This window comes from Pseudomonas sp. FP198, from assembly GCF_030687895.1.
In the GTDB taxonomy this organism is placed as follows: domain Bacteria; phylum Pseudomonadota; class Gammaproteobacteria; order Pseudomonadales; family Pseudomonadaceae; genus Aquipseudomonas.
The window spans coordinates 3477606-3498337 of record NZ_CP117452.1 but is presented as its reverse complement, the minus strand read 5'-3'; the positions used below and the strand labels follow the sequence as shown (position 1 = coordinate 3498337).

Annotated in this window: 20 protein-coding genes, 1 tRNA gene and 1 pseudogene; 12 read left to right on the top strand and 10 right to left on the bottom strand. The window is 58.6% G+C overall.

Going from position 1 to position 20732, the window contains the following annotated elements; translation table 11 throughout:
- Position 1: 1 nt before the first annotated feature.
- The 5 genes from PSH78_RS15790 to PSH78_RS15770 form a co-directional block, all read right to left on the bottom strand.
- Complete coding sequence (locus PSH78_RS15790) at positions 2 to 1024, bottom strand: ABC transporter permease (RefSeq protein WP_305495287.1); 1023 nt, start codon at positions 1022 to 1024, stop codon at positions 2 to 4.
- Entirely contained in the window at positions 1024 to 2082 is a 1059-nt protein-coding gene (locus PSH78_RS15785; protein ID WP_305495286.1) for a microcin C ABC transporter permease YejB, read from the bottom strand. Before PSH78_RS15785 ends, PSH78_RS15790 begins: the two co-directional genes overlap by 1 nt.
- Entirely contained in the window at positions 2082 to 3950 is a 1869-nt protein-coding gene (locus PSH78_RS15780) for an extracellular solute-binding protein (protein WP_305501288.1), read from the bottom strand. Before PSH78_RS15780 ends, PSH78_RS15785 begins: the two co-directional genes overlap by 1 nt.
- A gap of 129 nt (positions 3951 to 4079) precedes the next feature.
- Positions 4080 to 4361 carry a peptidylprolyl isomerase gene (locus PSH78_RS15775; RefSeq protein WP_305495285.1) on the bottom strand — a complete coding sequence of 94 codons (282 nt, stop codon included), beginning with the start codon at positions 4359 to 4361 and terminating at the stop codon, positions 4080 to 4082.
- 81 nt (positions 4362 to 4442) lie between these two features.
- On the bottom strand, positions 4443 to 5324 hold the full coding sequence (locus tag PSH78_RS15770; protein ID WP_305495284.1) for a triacylglycerol lipase: 882 nt from the start codon (positions 5322 to 5324) through the stop codon (positions 4443 to 4445).
- Positions 5325 to 5647: 323 nt separating this feature from the next.
- On the opposite strand from PSH78_RS15770, the gene PSH78_RS15765 reads away from it, so the two are divergent.
- Positions 5648 to 6709 (top strand): hypothetical protein, encoded by a 1062-nt coding sequence (locus PSH78_RS15765; protein ID WP_305495283.1) that lies wholly within the window; start codon positions 5648 to 5650, stop codon positions 6707 to 6709.
- 45 nt (positions 6710 to 6754) lie between these two features.
- Here PSH78_RS15765 and PSH78_RS15760 read toward each other — a convergent pair whose 3' ends face one another.
- A complete protein-coding gene (locus PSH78_RS15760) occupies positions 6755 to 7825 on the bottom strand; it encodes a 3-deoxy-7-phosphoheptulonate synthase (protein ID WP_305495282.1) in 1071 nt (356 codons plus the stop codon).
- Between the two features lie 616 nt (positions 7826 to 8441).
- Here PSH78_RS15760 and PSH78_RS15755 point away from each other — a divergent pair.
- From PSH78_RS15755 to PSH78_RS15710, 10 genes and pseudogenes are all read left to right on the top strand, one after another.
- Positions 8442 to 9188 carry a carbon-nitrogen hydrolase family protein gene (locus PSH78_RS15755; protein ID WP_305495281.1) on the top strand — a complete coding sequence of 249 codons (747 nt, stop codon included), beginning with the start codon at positions 8442 to 8444 and terminating at the stop codon, positions 9186 to 9188.
- A gap of 10 nt (positions 9189 to 9198) precedes the next feature.
- Positions 9199 to 9633: an N-acetyltransferase gene (locus PSH78_RS15750; protein ID WP_305495280.1), complete on the top strand. Its 435-nt coding sequence runs from the start codon at positions 9199 to 9201 to the stop codon at positions 9631 to 9633.
- A 127-nt stretch (positions 9634 to 9760) separates the two neighbouring features.
- A complete protein-coding gene (gene uvrY, locus PSH78_RS15745) occupies positions 9761 to 10402 on the top strand; it encodes a UvrY/SirA/GacA family response regulator transcription factor (RefSeq protein ID WP_003200277.1) in 642 nt (213 codons plus the stop codon).
- Between the two features lie 2 nt (positions 10403 to 10404).
- Positions 10405 to 12228: an excinuclease ABC subunit UvrC gene (uvrC, locus tag PSH78_RS15740; protein ID WP_305495279.1), complete on the top strand. Its 1824-nt coding sequence runs from the start codon at positions 10405 to 10407 to the stop codon at positions 12226 to 12228.
- Positions 12229 to 12260: 32 nt separating this feature from the next.
- Positions 12261 to 12821, top strand: a complete 561-nt coding sequence (gene pgsA / locus PSH78_RS15735) for a CDP-diacylglycerol--glycerol-3-phosphate 3-phosphatidyltransferase (RefSeq protein ID WP_030141409.1) — start codon at positions 12261 to 12263, stop codon at positions 12819 to 12821.
- Between the two features lie 63 nt (positions 12822 to 12884).
- Positions 12885 to 12960, top strand: a tRNA-Gly gene (locus PSH78_RS15730).
- A gap of 224 nt (positions 12961 to 13184) precedes the next feature.
- Positions 13185 to 13472, top strand: a pseudogene (locus PSH78_RS15725) (Arm DNA-binding domain-containing protein); the annotation flags it as partial.
- Between the two features lie 315 nt (positions 13473 to 13787).
- Entirely contained in the window at positions 13788 to 14459 is a 672-nt protein-coding gene (locus tag PSH78_RS15720; protein WP_305495278.1) for a hypothetical protein, read from the top strand.
- The gene (locus PSH78_RS15715; protein ID WP_305495276.1) at positions 14452 to 15159 is read left to right on the top strand and encodes an RES family NAD+ phosphorylase; all 708 of its coding nucleotides are present in this window, start codon (positions 14452 to 14454) and stop codon (positions 15157 to 15159) included. Before PSH78_RS15720 ends, PSH78_RS15715 begins: the two co-directional genes overlap by 8 nt.
- A gap of 249 nt (positions 15160 to 15408) precedes the next feature.
- Positions 15409 to 15657: a hypothetical protein gene (locus PSH78_RS15710; protein ID WP_305495275.1), complete on the top strand. Its 249-nt coding sequence runs from the start codon at positions 15409 to 15411 to the stop codon at positions 15655 to 15657.
- A gap of 510 nt (positions 15658 to 16167) precedes the next feature.
- Here PSH78_RS15710 and PSH78_RS15705 read toward each other — a convergent pair.
- Together PSH78_RS15705 and PSH78_RS15700 are read right to left on the bottom strand one after the other, a co-directional pair.
- Positions 16168 to 16947 (bottom strand): alpha/beta fold hydrolase, encoded by a 780-nt coding sequence (locus PSH78_RS15705; RefSeq protein WP_305495273.1) that lies wholly within the window; start codon positions 16945 to 16947, stop codon positions 16168 to 16170.
- A 263-nt stretch (positions 16948 to 17210) separates the two neighbouring features.
- The gene (locus tag PSH78_RS15700) at positions 17211 to 17453 is read right to left on the bottom strand and encodes a hypothetical protein (RefSeq protein WP_305495271.1); all 243 of its coding nucleotides are present in this window, start codon (positions 17451 to 17453) and stop codon (positions 17211 to 17213) included.
- Positions 17454 to 18410: 957 nt separating this feature from the next.
- Between PSH78_RS15700 and PSH78_RS15695 the strand changes: the two genes are divergently transcribed.
- Positions 18411 to 18776 carry a histone-like nucleoid-structuring protein, MvaT/MvaU family gene (locus PSH78_RS15695; protein WP_305495269.1) on the top strand — a complete coding sequence of 122 codons (366 nt, stop codon included), beginning with the start codon at positions 18411 to 18413 and terminating at the stop codon, positions 18774 to 18776.
- 556 nt (positions 18777 to 19332) lie between these two features.
- On the opposite strand, the gene PSH78_RS15690 is transcribed toward PSH78_RS15695, so the two are convergent.
- Positions 19333 to 19599: a hypothetical protein gene (locus PSH78_RS15690; RefSeq protein ID WP_305495268.1), complete on the bottom strand. Its 267-nt coding sequence runs from the start codon at positions 19597 to 19599 to the stop codon at positions 19333 to 19335.
- Between the two features lie 54 nt (positions 19600 to 19653).
- Positions 19654 to 20535: a manganese catalase family protein gene (locus PSH78_RS15685; protein WP_305495266.1), complete on the bottom strand. Its 882-nt coding sequence runs from the start codon at positions 20533 to 20535 to the stop codon at positions 19654 to 19656.
- Between the last annotated feature and the right edge of the window lie 197 nt (positions 20536 to 20732).

Below are 20732 nucleotides of genomic sequence, written 5' to 3'. Positions count from 1 at the left end.
TTCAAGACCGGGGATCAAAGGCGTCGCGCAACGCCTCGCCGATGAACACCAGCAGCGACAGAATCAGTGCCAGGGTGAAAAACGCCGTCAATCCCAGCCACGGCGCTTGCAGGTTCTGTTTGCCCTGGGCGATCAACTCACCCAGGGACGCGCTGCCGGCCGGCATGCCGAAGCCGAGAAAGTCCAGGGCCGTCAGGGTGGATATCGCGCCGGTGAGGATGAACGGCAGGTAGCTCAAGGTGGCGTTCATGGCGTTGGGCAGGATGTGCCGCACGATCACCTTGCGGTCGGTCAGGCCCAAGGCCCGTGCCGCTTTCACGTACTCCAGGTTGCGCCCGCGCAAGAACTCGGCGCGCACCACGTCCACCAGCGCCAGCCAGGAGAACAGCGCCATGATCCCCAGCAGCCACCAGAAATTCGGTTCCACGAAACCGGACAGGATGATCAGCAGATAGAGCACCGGCAACCCGGACCAGACTTCCAGCAGGCGTTGCCCGAGCAGATCCACCCAGCCGCCGTAATAACCCTGCAAGGCGCCGGCGGTAATCCCGATCAGCGCACTGATGGCGGTCAAGGCCAGGGCGAACAGGATCGACACCCGCGCGCCGAAGATCACCCGCGCCAGCACATCACGGGCCTGATCATCGGTGCCCAGCCAGTTGACCGTCGACGGCGGGCTTGGCGCCGGTTGGTTGAGGTCGTAGTTGGGCGTGTCGTCGCTGAAAGGAATGGGTGGGAAAAGCAGCCAGCCGCCATCCTTGTGAATCAGGTTCTGTACATAGTTGCTGCGATAGTCGGCCTGGAACGGCAACTGACCGCCAAATTCCTGCTCGGTGTAGCGCTTGAAAACCGGGAAGTACAGCGAGCCCTGATAGCTCACCACCCATGGCTTGTCGTTGGCGATCAGTTCACCGCCCAGGGTCAGGGCGAACAGGCCGAGGAACAGCCACAGCGACCACCAGCCACGACGGTTTTTCTTGAAGCGTTCGAAACGCCGCCGGCCCAGGGGAGAAAGCTTGAACATCAGGCGTTCCTCGCGGCGAAGTCGATACGCGGGTCCACCAGGGTGTAGCAAAGGTCACCGATGAGTTTTATCAGCAGGCCGAACAGGGTGAAGATGAACAGCGAGCCGAACACCACCGGATAGTCTCGGGACACCGCGGCTTCATAACTCATGCGCCCCAGGCCATCGAGGGAGAAAATCACCTCGATCAGCAACGAGCCGGCGAAGAACACGCTGATGAATGCCTGGGGAATGCCCGACACCACCAGCAGCATCGCGTTGCGAAACACGTGGCCGTACAACACGCGCCGTTCGCTCATGCCTTTGGCCCGTGCCGTCACCACGTATTGACGGGTGATTTCGTTGAGAAACGAATTTTTGGTCAGGATCGTCAGGGTGGCAAAGCCGCCGATGACCAGCGACGTGACGGGCAGCACCAAATGCCAGAAGTAATCGGCGATCTTGCCCAGCGTCGATAGTGATTCGAAGTTGTCCGACACCAGTCCGCGCACCGGGAACCAGTTGAGGGAGGTGCCGCCGGCGAACATGACAATCAGGAACATGGCGAACAGGAACGCCGGCATCGCATAGCCGATGATGATCGCGGTGCTGCTCCACACGTCGAATGCCGAACCGTGGTGCACGGCCTTGCGAATGCCCAGCGGGATCGAGACCAGGTAGGTGATCAGCGTCGCCCACAGCCCGAGGGAAATAGTCACCGGCATCTTTTCCAGGATCAGGTCGGTGACCGTGGCGCCGCGGAAAAAGCTCTTGCCGAAATCCAGGCGGGCGTAGCTGGTGAGCATCAGCCACAGGCGTTCGTGGGCGGGCTTGTCGAAACCGTACTGTTTCTCGATGTCCTTGATCAGTTGCGGGTCCAGGCCACGGCTGGCGCGCGAGCTGCCGGCCATGGCATTGCCCGAACTGCCGACGCTGGTGCCGCCGATACCCTGCAGGTGGGCGATGGCCTGTTCGACCGGCCCGCCCGGTGCCGCCTGCACTATCACGAAGTTCACCAGCAAAATGATCACCAGCGTCGGGATGATCAGCAGCAGGCGCCGTGCAATATAAGCCCACATCAGTGATGCCCTCCGGGTGCGCTGCGCTTGATGCGTTCGGCGGTCATCTGTTCGTTGGTCAACGGCGTGGTGCTGACTTCCCACCAGCTTTCGATGGCTTCGTCATTGCTGGCCTGGACCTTCGGCATGCCGAAGCGATTCCACCACACGGTCGAGCTGCCGGGTGGGTAATAGTTGGGGATCCAGTAGTAATTCCATTGCAGTACGCGGTCCAGGGCGTGGGCATGGCGGAGCATGTCGCTCTGGGTGGTGGCCTTGACCAGGCCATCGATGAGGGCATCCACGGCTGGGTTCTGCAGGGTCATGTAGTTGTTTGCGCCCGGATCGTTGGCGGCCGCCGAGCCGAAATAATTGTAGAGTTCCATGCCGGGCGAGGTGCTCACGGGGTAACCGGTGATGATCATGTCGTAGTCGCGACTCATCAGGCGGTTGACGTACTGGGACGAGTCGATGCGCCGAATGCTCATGTCGATGCCGATCTGGGCCAGGGTCCGCTTGTAGGGCAGCAGCAGACGGTCGATACCGTTCTGGGTATTCAGGAACGTGAAGCTCAGGGGCTCGCCTTCGGCATTCACCAACCGGTCGCCGTGGGGCTTCCAGCCGGCCTGCTCGAGCAGCGCCAGGGCTTGCAGCTGTTTGTCACGGATTACGCCGCTGCCGTCGGTTTTCGGCGCTTCGAATACCCGGGTGAACACCTCGTCTGGGACTTTGCCGCGCAACGGTTCGAGGATCGCCAGCTCCGCCGCATCGGGGAGCTGCCGGGCGGCGAGGTCGGTGTTGGAAAAAAAACTCTGCTGACGCACATAGGCATTGCGCATCATCTGGCGATTGCTCCATTCGAAATCCCAGAGCATGGCCAGCGCCTGGCGTACGCGGCGGTCCTGGAACTGCGGGCGTTGCAGGTTGAACACGAAGCCCTGTGCCGGCTGCGGCGCGTCGGTGGCGAGGTGGGCCTTTTGCAGGCGACCGTCGCGCAGGGCCGGGCTGTCGTAGCCGATGGCAAAACCGGTGGCGGAAAATTCGCGGTTGTAGTCGTAGGCGCCGCCACGCAGGACCTGTCGGGCCACATCGGTGTCGCCGAAATATTCGATGCTGAAATGGTCGAAATTATACAAGCCGCGACTGACCGGCAGATCCTTGCCCCACCAGTCTGCATTGCGTTCGAAAGTGATGCTGCGACCCGAGTCGACTTTGCTCACCCGGTACGGACCACTGCCCAGCGGGGCTTCGTAGCCGCCGCCATTGGCGAAGTCGCGGGTTTTCCACCAATGCTCGGGAAGCACCGGCAGGGTGGCAACATCCAGTGGTAGCGTGCGGTTCTCGTTGTTCTTGAAGTCAAAACGAACGCTGCGAGGCGATTCCACCACGACGCCTTTGACCGCGGCGAACTGTGTGCGGTAGCGCAGGCTGCCCTGGGTCATCAGCAGCTCGAAGCTGTAGCGCACGTCCTCGGCGGTAATGGGCTTGCCGTCGGCGAAGCGGGCCTTGGGGTTCAGGTAGAAGCGCAGCGACAGACCATCCTCGGCACGCTCCATTTTCTCGGCCACCAGGCCGTAGACGGTGTAGGGCTCGTCCAGCGAACGCTGGGCCAGCGGCGAATAGAGCATGCCGTCGACCTGGCTGACACCGATGCCTTTGTCGATATAGGGCAGGATATGGTCGAAATGACCAATCTCGATGGCCGAGCGGCGCATCGTGCCGCCCTTGGGAGCCTGGGGATTGGCATAGGCGAAGTGGCCGAAACCTTCGGCGTATTTGGCCGGCTCGCCATAAACAGTCAGGGCATGTCGGGGGGCGGCGCTCACACCTGCGGCGCCTGTCAGCAGGATCACGGCAGTGAGTAGCCAGGAGGGAAACGCCAGTCGCATTGTCAGCCTTAGAGCCGGGTGATCGATGACCATGATTTGTACGCGAGCGGCGCGCTCATCGCCAGCCCCTCGCATCACGCAAACATGACGGCCCACCAAAGGGCGGGCCGTCATGTCGATAAACCGGGATCAGTCCTGGCGGCTGGTGACTTCCAGCAGGTGATAGCCAAACTGGGTCTTGACCGGGCCCTGGACCACATTGATCGGGGCGCTGAACACCACGGTGTCGAACTCCTTGACCATCTGGCCTGGACCGAACGAGCCCAGGTCACCGCCTTGACGGCTGGACGGGCAGCTGGAGTTCGCCTTGGCGACCTCGGCGAAGTCAGCGCCGGCTTCGATCTGGGTCTTGAGTTCGTTGCACTTTTCTTCGCTGGATACCAGGATGTGGCGGGCAGTGGCTTTGGCCATGGGAAATCTCCTTCAGTGTTTTCAAAACGTCCAGCCTACCGGAATCAGTAGGGCTTTGTTGTCAAAAATGCGACGTGTCGATCAGAGTCCGACGATTCGCAAACGCTCGGCGTGCCTTATATAGAGCGCTAGCGGGTCCGTTCCCTTGCGGTGTCCGCTGGCATTCGCGTGGTTGATGGCGTGCAAGTGGTCCAGTGGGTAGTCGGAGCGAATGACCTTGCCCAGGTGGGAGCTGAAGCGCCCGACGATGCCATCGTTCTGCCCGGCTTCGGTAATGAAGTATTCGGAAAAGGCCCGGCAGAAATCATGCAGCGGGCCTGCTGCACCGCAGGCTTCGCCAGGGGTGTCTTGCAGCGTGCCGCTCCAGGAGTAGTAGCGAACGCCGTTGACCAGCTGCGGCCCGTTGCCGCCCCAGTTTCGGGGCAGGCCCTGGGGGTATCGGTCGTTGAACGCGCCGACGCCTTCCGTCGTCAGTGCCGCCAGCGCCGCGATGGCGTTCTGTGGAAGCCGGGACTGGCCGCTGAGTGCCGAGATGAAGTCGGCGAAGAGTGTTGCGACCCGGTTCGCCACATGCTCCGGCAATCGCCCGGGGGTCAGGGCCTTGCGCAGGAAGTCGGCCAGTTCCGAGCCTTGGTTGGGGCCGCTGACCGACGTGACCGAGGCGACTCGTTCGGGGGCGGTTGCCCCTGCATAACGTGCCGCCAGCGCACCTTGACCATGCCCGATCAGGTTGACCCGGGTGGAGCCGGTTCCTTCCAGGACCCGGTCGATCTGCGTCAGCAGTTGTTCGCCACGGGCTTCATTGCAATGGGTAGCCGACAGATACGGGATGAAGACTCGTGCGCCGGCGGTGCGCAAAGCCTGTTGGACGTTCTGAAAGAGCCCGAAGGCGCCGATCCTGTCGAACCCGAACAACCCATGGACCAGCAGGATAGGAAAGTGAGTGTTTGCATTCCGTTGCATGTTCGTACCTTTTTCGAAGAGGTTCACCTGGATTTGCCGCCCCCACTCTAATGCAGGCGACTAGCGAGCGGTGTAGGACCAAACCGCGGTGAGCCAGGGAAACTGGAATAGAAAAAGCAGGAAGATTCGCTTGGTAGGCGGACGATGCCGAAGGTCCGCGATACTTCCGATAGTCGTCGCGGCTGGCAGCTACAACACCCGGCGCAACAGCCCACCGATCATGGTCGACTTGTCTGACTGCGCATTTGCCGCGGGCGGGTTCCAATGACTTCAGCGGCGCCATGATGTGCATGGCGCCTTTTCCAAAGGACTGGAACGTGAAAATGAAGACTTACCCATCGCCGCAGGACAGTATCGATCCATGCTGCGCAAGACTGCCAGCGCCTTCCCTGGCTAAAGCCAAGGGAGGCGTGGTGGATCCGGCCTGGAACAAGGCCGTGATCACGATCAAGCCGTATCCGACGATGACGAGTGGCGATGAAGTGCGGCTGCGTTGGCATGGGCTCAATAACGAAGGCGACCCCTACCGGCATGAAACCAGCAGGTTTATTACCGAGCGACAGATCGGACGGGACGTGGTTTTTGTTGTTCGTGAACCGCATATCGCCGAGCTCGACGGAGGTTCGCTGGAGATCTCCTACCAGGTAGCCGGAAAGTGGCTCCCCGGCGTGCTGGGGTCGCAAGCCCTGCAGCTTGAAGTCGGTGACAGGCCCGAGCTGCTGTTGCCACCGATTGCCAATGATGCGGTGGGTGGCAGCCTCGATCCCGCCCGGGTGCCGGAAGGAGCGCGGGTGACCGTCCGGCCTTATTCGAGGATGGCGGTCGGTGATCGGCTGGCCTTGAGTGTCAGCCAGGACTCCAAGGCGCTTTGGCATGACGTGCTGCACATCGAGGAACATGTATTGGGGCGTGAAGTGTCATTCTGGATCGATTATTCGCACCTGGCCCCGTATATCGGCCACCGGTTGAGCCTGGGCTATGTTGTCAGGCATGGCCGCACGGCACGCCAGGCCGAGTCTTTGTCGGTGCATATCGGCCCCTTGGTGCGCCCTGCGCTGAAGGCGCCCCAGGTCGCGGCGTTGAACGATGGAGGGCTGGATATCGAAACGCTGCAAGGCCCGGTGACGGTGGTCATTGATGGCACCGGACTGGCGGCGGGCGAGTGGGTCGGCCTGCAATGCAACGGGACCTATACCCATGTGCAGGAGCGGGAAATCACCGAGGCGATGGTCGGCCAGCCGCTTGTCTTCGAGGTGCCGGCCGCCTATTGGCAGGAGCAGCGAGACAGGTCGGTGCAACTGTTTTACCAGGTGGAACGACTGGACGATGTCAGCCAGCGGTCTGGGGAGATCACCATCGAGGTGCGTACCCGGACGCCTGGTTGAGCGAGGCCCTCCCTGCGCGGAGGGCCTGTCGGGTGGGGTCTGGGGTCAGGCCTGCAATCGCAACGAGCGATCGGCCTGGCGCAGCAGTTGCTCGGTGGCCTCCCAGCCAAGGCATCCATCGGTCACCGATACGCCGTAGCGCATCGCTGGACCCAATGGTTGGCAACCCTCAAATAGATGGCTTTCCAGCATCATGCCAATGAGGGCGCGGTTTCCTTGCAGACGCTGTTCCAATACGTCATTGAACACCTGCGGCTGGCGCAACGGGTCCTTGCCGCTGTTGGCATGGCTGCAATCGACCATGATCCGGGCCGGGATTTTGAGGCGGGTGAGGTCGTCGTGTATCTGCGCCACGCTCTGGCGATCATAGTTCGGCCCGCGATGGCCACCGCGCAGCACCAGGTGAGTGTCGGGGTTGCCCTGGGTCTGGACGATCGCCGGGTGCCCCTGACTGTCGACGCCGAAATGCCGGTGAGGGTGGGCCGCGGAGCGCATGGCGTCGCAGGCGATGCCGACCCCTCCGTCCGTGCCATTCTTGAAACCGACCGGCATGCCCAGGCCACTGGCCATTTCCCGGTGAATCTGCGATTCCGTGGTCCGGGCACCGATGGCGACCCAACTGAGCAGGTCGTCGAAGTAGCCAGCGGCCATGGGCTGCAGCAATTCAGTGGCGATCGGCAGACCGAGTCGCAGCATCTCTCTCATCAGTTCCCGGGACAGGTTCAAGCCGGCAGCCATGTCGTCACTGCCGTCCAGATCGGGGTCGTAGGCCAGGCCTTTCCAGCCGACGGTGGTACGGGGCTTTTCGACATAGGCGCGCATGACCAGCAGCATGCTGTCGCTCACTTCGCGGGCGAGGCGCGCCAGGTTGGCGGCGTATTCAAGCGCAGACTCAGGATCGTGGATGGAGCAGGGGCCAACGATGACCAGCAGGCGGGAGTCCTCGCCGTCGAGGATCGCACGCACCGCCCGGCGATGGGTGTCGACCTGTTGGCTCAGCGCAGTGGCGAGCGGCAATTGCTGTTTGAGCTGCAGAGCGCTTGGCAGACGCAGGGTCAGCGCTTCATTGGCAGGCGTGAGGGTGGACAGTGGCAAAGCAGAAACGGACGAATTCATGATCTGGCTTCCTGGGCGAGCAGCGGGTTCGTTCCCGCGCGCCGGCCCTATTGGGGTGTTCGACAATTGGCCATGATGGCCGGCAGTGAAGGCATGCCACCGGTAGGTGACCGATCGGAGGCGGCAGGCTGTCCCGAGCGGTGGCTGGTAAATCGCCAGGCGGCAAAACTGTCGTAACGGTAATAAGTGGCGTAGTTCATGGTTCGATCCTCAAGTTGTCTGGTGCTGCAATTGTCTGGGGCCTGAAAAAACAAAACCCCCGGTCGGGAGGCCGACCGGGGGTTTGGAAAACTCTGGTAGGCGACCCGTTTTAAATGGGCGCCGGTTGGGTATCAGGCGCGCCAGTGGCTAAACCAATACCCAAAATAAAAGCTGACCGGAGACGGGACACTGTTCACCCGGGCAGCCGCAACCGAGCGCAGGGCGCTGGCGGTGTGAAGCTGTGCAAGGGCGTTGAACATGGTCTGTCTCCGATGAATGACCCGCAGCTTACTAGAGCGAGGCGCGCCGGTTCAATAAGAAAATCCTATCGGATTGATGACACCGTTCACGCCGCTTGAGTCCGGCGGGCTTTGTGACAAACTCAGCCCTTTGTCCCCTCCGTCAAGGACGCACCATGAGCCGAGCCTTCGCTGCCGCCCAATCGATTTCCATTCCGGGGGACGTTGCCGGCAACCTTATTCATCATCAGCGCTTCATGGAGTCCGCCGCCGATCGGAATGTGGGGTTGCTGGTGTTTCCAGAACTGTCGCTCACCGGGTACGAGCGAGGGCTGGCCGCGGAGCTGGCTATCTCGCCGGAAGATGTTGTGTTGCAGCCGCTGCGCGACCTGGCGCGGGAGCTCGGCCTGACTGCGGTGGTCGGCATGCCGATTCGCCTCGCGGCCGACGCCCCGGTGCTGATCGGCGCATTGGTGCTCGGTGCGGATGGCTCCCTTGGGGTCTACAGCAAACAGCATCTGCACGCGGGAGAAGAAATCGCTTTCGCGCCCGGCCACGGTGGTTCGATCCTGGCGATGGGCGCCGATCGCGTGGCGTTGGCGGTGTGCGCCGATTTTTCCCAGGCCAGCCATGCGGCGGCAGCCGCCGAGCAGGGCGCTACGCTATATGCAGCCGGCGTGTTGATAACCGAGGGAGGTTATGTAGCGGACACGGCATTGCTGCAAGGTTACGCCCGACAACACGCCATGATGGTCCTGATGGCCAATCACGGTGGCGCTACCGGAGGCTGGGAGTCGGCAGGTCGCAGCGCGATCTGGGCGGCCGATGGTTCGTTGATTGCCGCGGCGCCAGGCGTCGGCGAGCTTCTGGTCATGGCTCGTCCCCAGGGCAGCGGCTGGGTTGGACAGGTGGTGCCGCTTTGACGAGGTCTACATGATGTTCGAATGGCGCCCGGCTGAAGTCGGTGATATCGAATTCGCCCGGCAACTGACGTGCAGCAATATGCTTCCCTATTATCTGCGTCATGATTTGCTGTGGCAGGACGAAGCGTTTGACCTGGCCTGGGTGATTCGCCAGAACTGGATCATCCGTCGGGGTGACCAGGCGCTGGGCTTCGTCAGCCTCAGCCGCGACGCCCGTGCGCTGTATATCCGGGAATTGCAGATCGCCAAAGCATTTCATGGGCAGGGGGCCGGAACCTGGGCGATCGGACAGGTCTGGGGAATGGTGGCGCTGGAGCGTCGCCCCGCGTTGCGCCTGACCGTGTTCAAGGATAATCCGGCCAGGCAGCTCTATGAACGCATGGGGTTGCGGGTCGTCGGCGAGGATGAATGTTTCCTGAGAATGCAGCGGGACGTTGCCGCTTGAGGCTGCGGATGTCGGAGTTTATGAAGATGTGTTGTAACTTTTATCTGCCCCTTTGCGCTAGGTCTGCCGAAGGCTTTTTGCTAAGGTGTGAGGCAACCCATACAAGACCAAATCGTGAGGTGTCTGCTTGATTAGGGTGTTAGTGGTCGACGACCATGATCTCGTCCGTACGGGCATTACACGGATGCTGGCTGACATCGATGGCCTGCAAGTGGTCGGCCAGGCCGAGTCCGGGGAGGAATCCCTGATCAAGGCGCGGGAGTTGAAACCCGATGTGGTGTTGATGGACGTCAAGATGCCGGGCATCGGCGGCCTCGAAGCCACGCGTAAACTGCTGCGCAGTCATCCGGACATCAAGGTTGTCGCGGTGACCGTCTGTGAAGAAGATCCGTTTCCGACCCGGCTGCTGCAAGCAGGCGCGGCGGGTTACCTGACCAAGGGCGCCGGCTTGAACGAGATGGTCCAGGCCATTCGCCTGGTGTTTGCCGGCCAGCGCTACATCAGCCCGCAGATCGCCCAGCAACTGGCGATCAAGTCTTTCCAGCCGACCAACGACTCGCCTTTCGATGCGTTGTCCGAGCGGGAAATCCAGATCGCGCTGATGATCGTCGGCTGCCAGAAGGTCCAGATCATCTCCGACAAGCTTTGCCTGTCACCCAAGACCGTCAATACCTACCGTTACCGTATCTTCGAAAAGCTTTCGATCAGCAGTGATGTCGAGTTGACGCTGCTGGCGGTGCGCCACGGCATGGTCGATGCCAGCGCCTGAAAATGACCGAACAGTTTGATCCCAGCGCTTTTCTGTCCACCTGCAGCGGTCGCCCTGGCGTGTACCGCATGTTCGACAGCGACGCGCGCCTGCTTTATGTCGGCAAGGCCAAGAATCTCAAGAAGCGCCTGGCCAGTTATTTCCGCAAGACCGGCCTCGCGCCGAAGACCGCGGCTCTGGTGGGGCGCATCGCGCAGATCGAAACCACCATCACGGCCAACGAAACGGAAGCACTGCTGCTTGAGCAGACGCTGATCAAGGAATGGCGCCCGCCCTATAACATCCTGCTGCGCGACGACAAGTCCTACCCGTACGTGTTCCTGTCGGACGGAGCGTTTCCGCGTCTGAGCATCCATCGCGGGGCCAAGAAGGCCAAGGGGCGGTATTTCGGTCCTTACCCCAGCGCCGGGGCCATTCGTGAAAGCCTGAGCCTGCTGCAGAAAACCTTCTTCGTTCGCCAGTGCGAGGACAGCTACTACAAGAACCGCACCCGGCCGTGCCTGCAATACCAGATCAAGCGCTGCAAGGCCCCGTGTGTCGGGCTTGTCGAGCCCGAGATCTACGCTGAAGATGTACGTCACTCGGTGATGTTCCTGGAGGGGCGCAGCAATGCGCTGACCGACGAATTGTCAGCAGCGATGGAAGAGGCGTCGATCAACCTCGAATTCGAACGCGCCGCGGAACTGCGCGACCAGATCGGGCTGCTGCGCCGGGTGCAAGACCAACAGAGCATGGAAGGCGGCAGCGGCGATGTCGATGTCGTTGCGGCGTTCATCAACCCCGGCGGTGCCTGCGTCCACCTGATCAGCGTGCGCGGCGGACGCGTTCTGGGCAGCAAGAATTTCTTCCCCCAGGTCGGTATCGAGGAAGACGTGGCCGAAGTCATGGCGGCTTTCCTCGGCCAGTACTACGTCAGCAGCCCGGAGCGCGACTTGCCCAGCGAGTTGATTGTCAACGTGGTGCATGAAGACTTTCCGACCCTGATCGAGGCCATCGACAAGCTTCGCGGTCGCGAACTGACCATCAGTCACCGTGTGCGCGGCACCCGGGCGCGCTGGCAGCAACTGGCCGTGACCAACGCCGAACAGGCGCTAGGCGCGCGCCTGGCCAACCGCCAGCATGTGGCGGCGCGATTCGAAGCCCTTGCCGATGTCCTCAACCTGGATGAACCACCGCAGCGACTGGAATGCTACGACATCAGTCACTCCAGCGGCGAGGCGACGGTAGCCTCTTGCGTGGTGTTCGGTCCGGAGGGGCCAATCAAGTCCGATTACCGGCGCTACAACATCGAGGGCGTTACGCCGGGCGATGATTATGCGGCGATGCACCAGGCGCTGATGCGGCGCTTCGGCAAGCTGAAGGACGGCGAGGGCAAGTTGCCGGACATCCTGCTGGTGGACGGTGGCAAGGGCCAGTTGTCCATGGCCCGCGACGTGCTCAATGAATTGTCGGTCCCGGACCTGATCCTGCTGGGGGTTGCCAAGGGCGCCACGCGCAAGGCCGGTTTCGAGACCCTTTACCTGAACGACGCAGCCCACGAATTCACCCTGAAGGGAGACTCGCCGGCGCTGCACCTGATCCAGCAGATCCGCGACGAAGCCCACCGCTTCGCGATCACCGGCCACCGCGCCCGGCGTGGCAAGACCCGCCGTACGTCCACGCTGGAAGGCGTGGCGGGGGTCGGACCGACGCGCCGGCGCGACCTGCTGAAACATTTTGGTGGCTTGCAGGAGCTGTCTCGTGCCAGCATCGAAGAGATAGCCAAAGCACCCGGTATCAGTAAAAAGCTCGCAGAGTCGATTTATGCGAACCTGCATAGCGAGTAGAATGCCCGTCAACCTCGTAGCCAGTTGTGCCGATGAATATCCCAAACCTGATTACCGTTCTACGCGTCCTGCTCATCCCGATCTTCATATTGCTGTTCTATTTGCCGTACCACTGGAGCTACGTGGCTTCCGCCTCGGTCTTCGCCTTCGCCGCCGCAACAGACTGGCTCGATGGCTACCTGGCCCGCCGCCTGGAGCAGAGCACGCCGTTCGGCGCGTTCCTCGACCCGGTGGCCGACAAGCTGATGGTCGCGGTGGCGCTGGTGCTGCTGGTGCAGGAACACGGCAACCTCTGGCTGACCTTGCCGGCGGCGGTGATCATCGGACGCGAAATCGTCGTATCGGCCCTCCGCGAATGGATGGCCGAGCTGGGCGCCCGTGCCCAGGTCGCGGTATCGAACCTGGGCAAATGGAAAACCGCCGCCCAAATGCTGGCCTTGGTTATCCTGTTGGCGAACCCCTCGGACTTCAGCTTCTGGGTGCTGCTGGGTTACGCATTGCTGCTGGTGTCCGCAGGCCTGACATTGTGGTCGATGGTCCAATACCTGCGCGCCGCATGGCCGCACCTGCGGACTGACGTTGATCCGAAATAAAACTTTTTTGAATCAAAGGGTTGACGGCGGGTTATGAATCTATAGAATGCGCCACACCAAGACGCGGGAATAGCTCAGTTGGTAGAGCACGACCTTGCCAAGGTCGGGGTCGCGAGTTCGAGTCTCGTTTCCCGCTCCAATTATTTTTCTATAGACTTCCATTGAAGTATTTAGAAGTCAAAAAAAGAGGCTTTGGCCTCTTTTTTAGTTCCAGTAAAGTCTACTCTGTTACATTAACATCCACGATTTTTTAGTACATTTTTTAGTACATCAATTCGACGCTTGGTAAATCAGTTTTTTGAGCAGCTTGGTACTCTGAAAACTGTACAACACACCTTCATTTCATATGAGGGAGTTAGTACGATGGTCCTTACCAATACGGCGATCCGGCACGCCAAACCTCGCGCCAAAAACTACACCCTTCCTGACTTTGACGGCCTTGCTCTTTTCGTGAATACGAAAGGCACCAAGAGCTGGCACTTCCGCTTTTCCTGGGCGGGCAAGCAGCCTCGTATCTCGCTCGGTACTTATCCTGAAATAGGTCTACGCGATGCGCGCGCTCTGCGTGATATCGCCAGGGCGCTGGTCGCGAAGGGTATCGATCCCCGCGACCAGCGACGGCTTGAGCGCAATGCCAAACTGTTGGCGGAGAGAACACCTTCTTAGATCGATGTGGTACAAATTTTCGGCCCTTAGGGGAGCGGGACCGCCGGGAATTCAAGCAGTGCTGAATTGGGTTATGCCAACTCTCGGTCCACCATTACTGGTCTTGAGCTCGCTCGCATAACTGAAGACCAAGATCGTATCCTTAGGCTTTTCGTCCCAGAGTCACCGTGCTGATTGACGGCATGGCGTGCTCCCCTCATACCTACCTATGTATCCAGATGAATGGAGCTTAGGCTAGAGCTAGGGTTATCAAGACTATGCTAGGATTAGATAGCGCAGATAACTGGTGAGGAGATTTCCATGAGCGTTACAGAGCAGTCGGGCGTCTCCACTTTGATCGGTACGCCTAAGGAGGCTCGGGCCAGCTTGAGCCGCTCGCATGCGGACCGAGTGCTGGTCGTGTCCTTCGATCAGGTCAACCTCAGCGTATTTGAGGTATTGGCGGAAAACTTCGCCAATGTGGCTTCCTCAATGTATGAGGTGCTGCAGGAGCGTCAGGATCCGAAGTCGCTGGAGCGACTGGCCGAGGTCTTTGTGACGCGTAAGCCGCCGTCGCCTCGCCTGCTCAAGGAAGCGGCAATGCTGGTCCAAGCCCGCAAAGCGGTATTGGAAAGTGGTGACTGGCTGACTGCCGCGGACATCGCCCAGGTAGCCCAGTTGAGTACTCGAAATACGAGTGCCCAGCCCAATAAATGGAAAAAGCAGGGGCAGATCTTTGCCATCCATCACGGTGGGGTCGACTATTTCCCGGGTTACGGCTTGGACCCGGACGCGGGCTATCGGCCGTTCAAGGCACTGGCCAAAATCATTGAGGCTTTCGCTGGCCACAAGGACGGCTGGGGTATGGCTTACTGGTTCCGCTCAGATAACAGTTTTCTGGGTGGCAAAAGGCCCCAGGACCTGCTGGCATCGGCACCTGATCGGGTGATTGCTGCCGCACTGGATGAGATCCAGGGCGTTGTCCATGGCTAAGCAGCGTACCGAGTCCAGTGAGGGTAGGGCGACGCCTCCGACGGATTTGGCGGCGTCCGTTACCCCAGTGCATGCGGCTACGTTGCACGTCACTTTCACCGTGATCGCCAAAGGCGATGTGCTTCACCGTGTGCACCAGGATAAGTATCAGCCAGATCAATTCAATCCTGGTCTGCACGGCAACGCACGCTTCAGCCCGATTCAGGATGATCAGGGGCGGGCGATTCCCACCTTGTATGGAGGCACGACAGCCGATTGCGCCTTGATGGAGACCGTCTTCCACGACGTTCCCCATACGGCTGGGTTTAAGAGCTTCGACAAAGGCAAGCTGACTGGACAGGTGCATTCTACCGTCCAGGTTAGCCAACCGCTGCACCTGGTTGATCTGTCCAGCGTGCCACTGCGGAAACTGGGCATCACGCGCAAACAATTGATCGACACTGAGAAAGATCAATATCCTGCGACGCGCAAATGGGCCGAGGCAATCCACCGTCAGTGTCCAGATGCCCAAGGGCTGTCTTGGGTGTCGCGACAAGATGATTCGGCACGGGCGGTGGTGCTCTTCGGTGACCGGATTCCTGACGGCGTACTCCATCCGCAGGGGGCGTCACGCAGCTTGACCGGCGACTCGACTGTGTTCGACACGGTGCTCAATCTGGCAGAGCGGATCGGGGTCGTTATCATCGCGGGAAAAAGCTGAGTCAAAAGGGCCAAACAGTGACCCTCGAATTCGCTCTATGAGGTAGGAATTGCCATTCCTCAGTCTCAAGATCAACGCTGATGTCGGCGGGCTTTTAAGGGGCATTGGCGGTAGTTTTGGTACGGGCCTGGCGAAGCATCGACGTTTAACAGGTCTCGTGTGCATCCCCATGAACGAACGGTGTTTGTCCCAGAGCGCAGAATTAATACTATGGCTGGCTCCGCGCTGGCCTTGGACACGGAGCTCGTTATGATCGCCAACCAACCGTTGAAAGATGAACTGGTGAGCCGGCTGGAAGAAAAAATCCCAACCATGGCGAAGGGCGCAATTCATGCCGCTTATATCAATATGCTGGCGGCCGGGCTCAGTGTGATGGAGGTCCGTGATGGCGTGCTCGTTGAAACAACGGCCGATGGTCAGCATACGGTTATTAGAGTGGCCAAGCCCAAGCATAAGGTGGCTTCGGGCAGGATTATCAAGGTGCGCCGCTTTTCATAACGAGCGGCGAGAGCGCCCGTATCTTCACGATGTCGCCGCGCAGCGCGCGGGAGTTCTGACACTTCGGCGAGTCCAGCCTTTATGCTGTGCAGGATAACCGCCAAGCTCGCCATCGCATGGGCCGTTAAATCAGTGACCCTGGGTTCTCAGCTTACCAAGCCCTGCTTGATGTGTCCGGTATTCTCTCCGATGGTCTGGAGTGCACCTCGGACGTTCGCGCCGATATCCGTTGCACCTTGGTCTTCTACCTTCAAGGTCAGCTCCATTACTGCGGCCTCCAGGGCGAGCTAATTTTGATGCAGCCGCTCAAGAACATCAGAAAGCGAATATTCGGTGGGCATTGTTTCGACTCCAATCAAGGAGCCGAAAGCGTAGCAGCGGAAGGGGCAGAAACCAAAAGTCGGTGGGGCGAGCGAGTATTTTCAGGGTCTAGAGACAGCAATCGACCAAATGCGACATTCAAGCGGAGCTGTTTCCCGACCGAAGCGGTCATCAACGGCGTCGCGATGGTCATCGCTCGGTGAAGAACGCCTTCAGTGCACGAGCCAACTCGACCGGAGCTTCTTCAGCAATGTGGTGACCGCAGTCGATTCCTTCACCGGTGACTTTCTGTTCTGCCCATGGCTCCCAAACTGCAAGCACATCGCCGTACAGGTCCTCTAGGTCATCCCTTAACGACCAAATAACATGGAGCGGGCATTGAAGTTTTCGACCAGCCTCGCGGTCTTCCCGATCATGCAGGTAGTCCAATTCGATCCCCGCGCGATAATCGCCGAGCATTCCAATAACAGTCTCATGATCGTGAATCGCTGCCTGGAAGTCCTCATAATTTTCCCGCCCCATAGCTTCTGCGCAACCCCTATACCAACCCTTTGGATCCGCAAGAATTGCCCTCTCTGGCTTGTCGGGTTGAGCATAGAAAAACCAGTGCCACCATTTGGATGCGAACCGCGCGTCACATCGCTCAAGCGCTTCCAAGATAGGCACGCCATCTAGGATTGCCAGTTTTAGCACACGTGACGGATGGTCTAGCGCTGAGCGGAAAGCAGCGTAGCTACCTCGGTCATGGCCCGCTAAGTAAAATTTATAGAACCCAAGGCTATCCATCAGGGCGACGCAGTCTCGCCCTTTCGCTCGCTTTGAATAAGCGTCGTAGTCATTAGGATTCGCTGGCTGACTGGACTTGCCGAACCCTCTCAAATCAGGGCAGCCCACCGTAAAAGAACTTGCGAGCAGCGGTGCAACTCTATGCCAAGTCGTGTGCGTGCGGGGGTGCCCATGAAGTAACAATAACGGGGGGGCCGAGCCGCCATGGCGAACGCGTATGTCGCCTCAGGCAAATCAATCATCTCTAGCTGAAAACCTTCGAACATCATCACCCCCGATGAGCGCGTTCCACTCCAAACAATAGATTACGATATGGTGGTTAAGTCTGGCGAGCCGCCCCCCGCAGGGATGTACTCGTACGTGTCGGCCTCCCAGCGTAAGAGTAGGGTAGACAACGAGGTTCAAGCTCGAGTGACCGCGACGGTTCTTAGTCGTCGGAAAAAACTTTATTTAGCGTAGAGCGCCAACTCTCTGAGTCTGCTCTCTGTCGCGTGGTCAAACCGACTCAGAATCACATCGGCTTGTTCCTCTGTGATGGCCCCCGCACACGTTAGGCCAATCACAAACCCATGAGCTCTTGCGCCGTTTTTCACCGCTAGGATCATCGATCCGGCAGTCTCGATATCTTTGAGTATTTTCTCGGCAGGGCGTATCGCCCCGACTGGCAAATCGAAAGGTTCGCTGAACATTTCGTACTCCGTACACGCAAGTTTGCCCTTCGCGGGGCTGGGGCGTTATCGCCCTCTATTTCCGTCCACCCTATCCGACGAAGTACGTTTCGAAATCCTTTTGCTTGTTGCTCCGGAGGGCGTGCGCCGTCAACTACGTGGCCCATCGGTCGGTCTGGGCGACAAAGGGTTGGTGTGCATACGTCTTCGAAGGAACCTAACCCGTTTTCCTAAAATCTATTTAGACAAAGGGGGTAGAGAAATGAAGTGTAGCTGCTGGATCTGTTGGGGCGATGCATATCGAAAAGGCCTATACGGCGATTGGGATGACGTTATCTGCCTGGCCTGCGGTCATTACAAAATCAGCCGCCGCTTGCTAAAGGAAAGTGTTGGCAAAAAATTTGACGTCGAGCGTATGCGCGCCAATTTCATCCACCTTCACACTCAAGGATGCGTTCCCATTGTGCACAGACACAGCGCTATCTTTGCAGTGGAGAAGCCGCTACGAGAGCCGGTTGAATAGCTGGTTGGCTGGCCGCTCGGACACGCTGTAAATAGAGCTCGTTGAGTGAGGTTATTTATCGTTTGCCTTGGTGGGTTCTGGTACGTCTCAAAGTTGACCCGATTCCAGGCGCCGAGGACGGAGAGAAGTTTCGTGGCCTGTGATCCTCAAACGATATCTTGGCTGGGATGGCTATCGAGTCGTTCGCCACTAGGTGATTGGTTGCAGCTATTGTGCGCATGATGAATGGGCATGACTGGGCGCATCAGTGGAGCGATGACACTGGAACTCGAATAGGGAAGCGCTGGTGTGTTCTTTTGGCAGCGTTCAGCGGCACCGTAAACGAATTATTGTGAATTATGGCTCAGCCATAACGCTTGCCGAGCCATAGTTTTTCATTCCGACACTTAAACAAGCCAGGCGCGAGCCCTAGATCTGCAATATACTCTTAAGTAACTTTCAAAACGAGACCTACCATGTCCAAACTCGCAGAGTTCCGCCAGCTGGAGAAACACCTCGCTGAACAGCTCCAAGCACTCGAAACCCTTAAAGGCGATGCTGGGCTTGAGAAAGAGATTGAATTTGAAACGAAGCTCCGCGATTTGCTCGCAAAATACAGCTACAGTCTGAAGGATGTGATCAATCTGCTTGATCCGCAGTTGGGTCGTCGCGCTCCAGCGGCGACTCCAAAAGGTGGCACGCGGAAAGCTCGTCAGGTGAAGGTCTATAAAAACCCGCACACAGGCGAGATCATTGAAACGAAAGGTGGCAATCACAAAGGCTTGAAAGAGTGGAAGGCTGAACATGGTTCAGACACCGTTGAGTCTTGGCTGACCCAGTGACTGCGTGTTGAGTAAAGGAGTCCTGCGGGCTCGTTATGGTCTCGATATTCCCGCTAACACGTGTTGGCTTGACTAGCGTTCCATGAGTATTTTCACCGGCCATATGCGTCAAACGGATTGCTGGCGGATGGTATTGGTGCCAATACCATCACCAACGTCTTCGACTGCTTAAGGCTGTTGACCAGTGTCATGACCGTATCGGGAGCAATGTGCTCCTTGCTCTCTTTGAAGATGCTTAGCGAAGCAGCAATTCACACAGCAATGGAGCCCAGATACACGCGATATTTTGAACTCTGCACGATGTCCACAGGAAGGACTGATGACCCAGAGCGTGCCACAGGCGCCTGGCATAATTGATGCCAGGCGCTTAGGTGCGACTACCGGATATGCTCCACTAAGCCGCTTAGCATGATCATCGTGCCGGCTAAAAATATTGCGAAACCTACCAAGAACAGAGGTCGGGGTAAGCCCAATAATGAGGGAGTACTTAGGTTATTTGGAGTTCTCACTTCATCCCTCCTACCAAGAATATTTGCATAAAAGCGGACCGGGCTGTTTATGCCGCAGCCGCACGTCCCAGAAATCCAGTCGCTTCGAGCGAAAATGAGGCGTGATTTTCTCCCGGCTGCGTTGTATTTGCATCTTCGACGTCATCAGCCAGGTTGTTAGGAATTAACGTTCCCATCCCGAAAACGTTGACCGCCATACTGACTCTCAGTCCTTTACGTGCCTGTCTACAGTCATGTTCAAAGCCTGCACATGCAGCCGCCATAATGCGTTGGACGGTACGAGATGTTGGTGCAGATAGTTCTTCGTTTTCCATGTACTTACCCCTGAAAGTAGGGTGACCCTGATAACCAGGGCCGCAGTGACGCGTTTATGCATCTTTGCCCTGAACGTAACCCGACCCCAAATCAGCACCTGTAACAGGTTCGCTAAGGGGATCTGATGCCGTACGGAGTTTCATTGCCTCCAATACCTCTTGGTCTTCTGAAGGAAGGTTGACGGTCGCTAGGCCATCACCGCCGTCAACAGCCGGCTCAGGGCTCTCCACATATTCCCATGCACCTCCTTCGTTCCAAGGGCCGCGCACGTTTGGCTCGCCCGACATATTGAAATACTTATTTGTGAACTCGGGCATCCCAGGAAGTTTGCCTTGTGGGAAATTCGGTTGGATCGAGTGGAGTGCTTTTTCAAACGATTTCTGATGGGCGATTTCCCGCGTCATCAGAAAACCGAGCGCCTCCTTAACTCCAGGGTCATCGGTTATGTTGATCAAGCGCTCATAAAGAATTTTTGCGCGTGCTTCTGCTGCGATGTTAGAGCGAAAGTCAGCGGTTGGCTCAGTGATCGAGTCGACGTATGCGGCTGTCCAAGGGACGCCGGCGGAGTTCACCAACGGAGCACCCGCACCATAAAGAAGGCTTGTGATATGGGAATCGTTGCCATTACCGTTTATGGCACGATACAGCTCGCCTTCTTCTTGCACGCCTTCTGCCAGCTGGCCTTTCGCGCCCCGGTTGAGCATTACAATGATGGAGCCGACAATTTCCAGATGGCTTAGCTCTTCGGTGGCAATGTCCATCAAGAGATCTTTGCGACCTGGATCTTCTTCCGCCAATGCCTGCGTGAAGTAACGTGCCGCCGCTGCAAGTTCGCCGTTGGCGCCACCGAATTGTTCAAGTAGAAGATTTGCCAAACCAGGGTTCGGCTGGGCAACACGAACGGTGTACTGAAGGCGCTTGTTATGTAAGAACATAAATTTCTCCTCGGTAAGGCTAAAGCGTAGTCGCCACTGCGGGCGTTAGCGCATGCATAACTTAGGAGGTTCATAGCAAACAAAGATTTCTTTTTCCGAACAGGGACGAGACCAACGGTAAAAGGCTAAAAGTTCAAAAAAAATCAGCAACGCGCAGATCCCGTTGTTAACCAGAATGTTCAAGCCTCCGAAAGCCT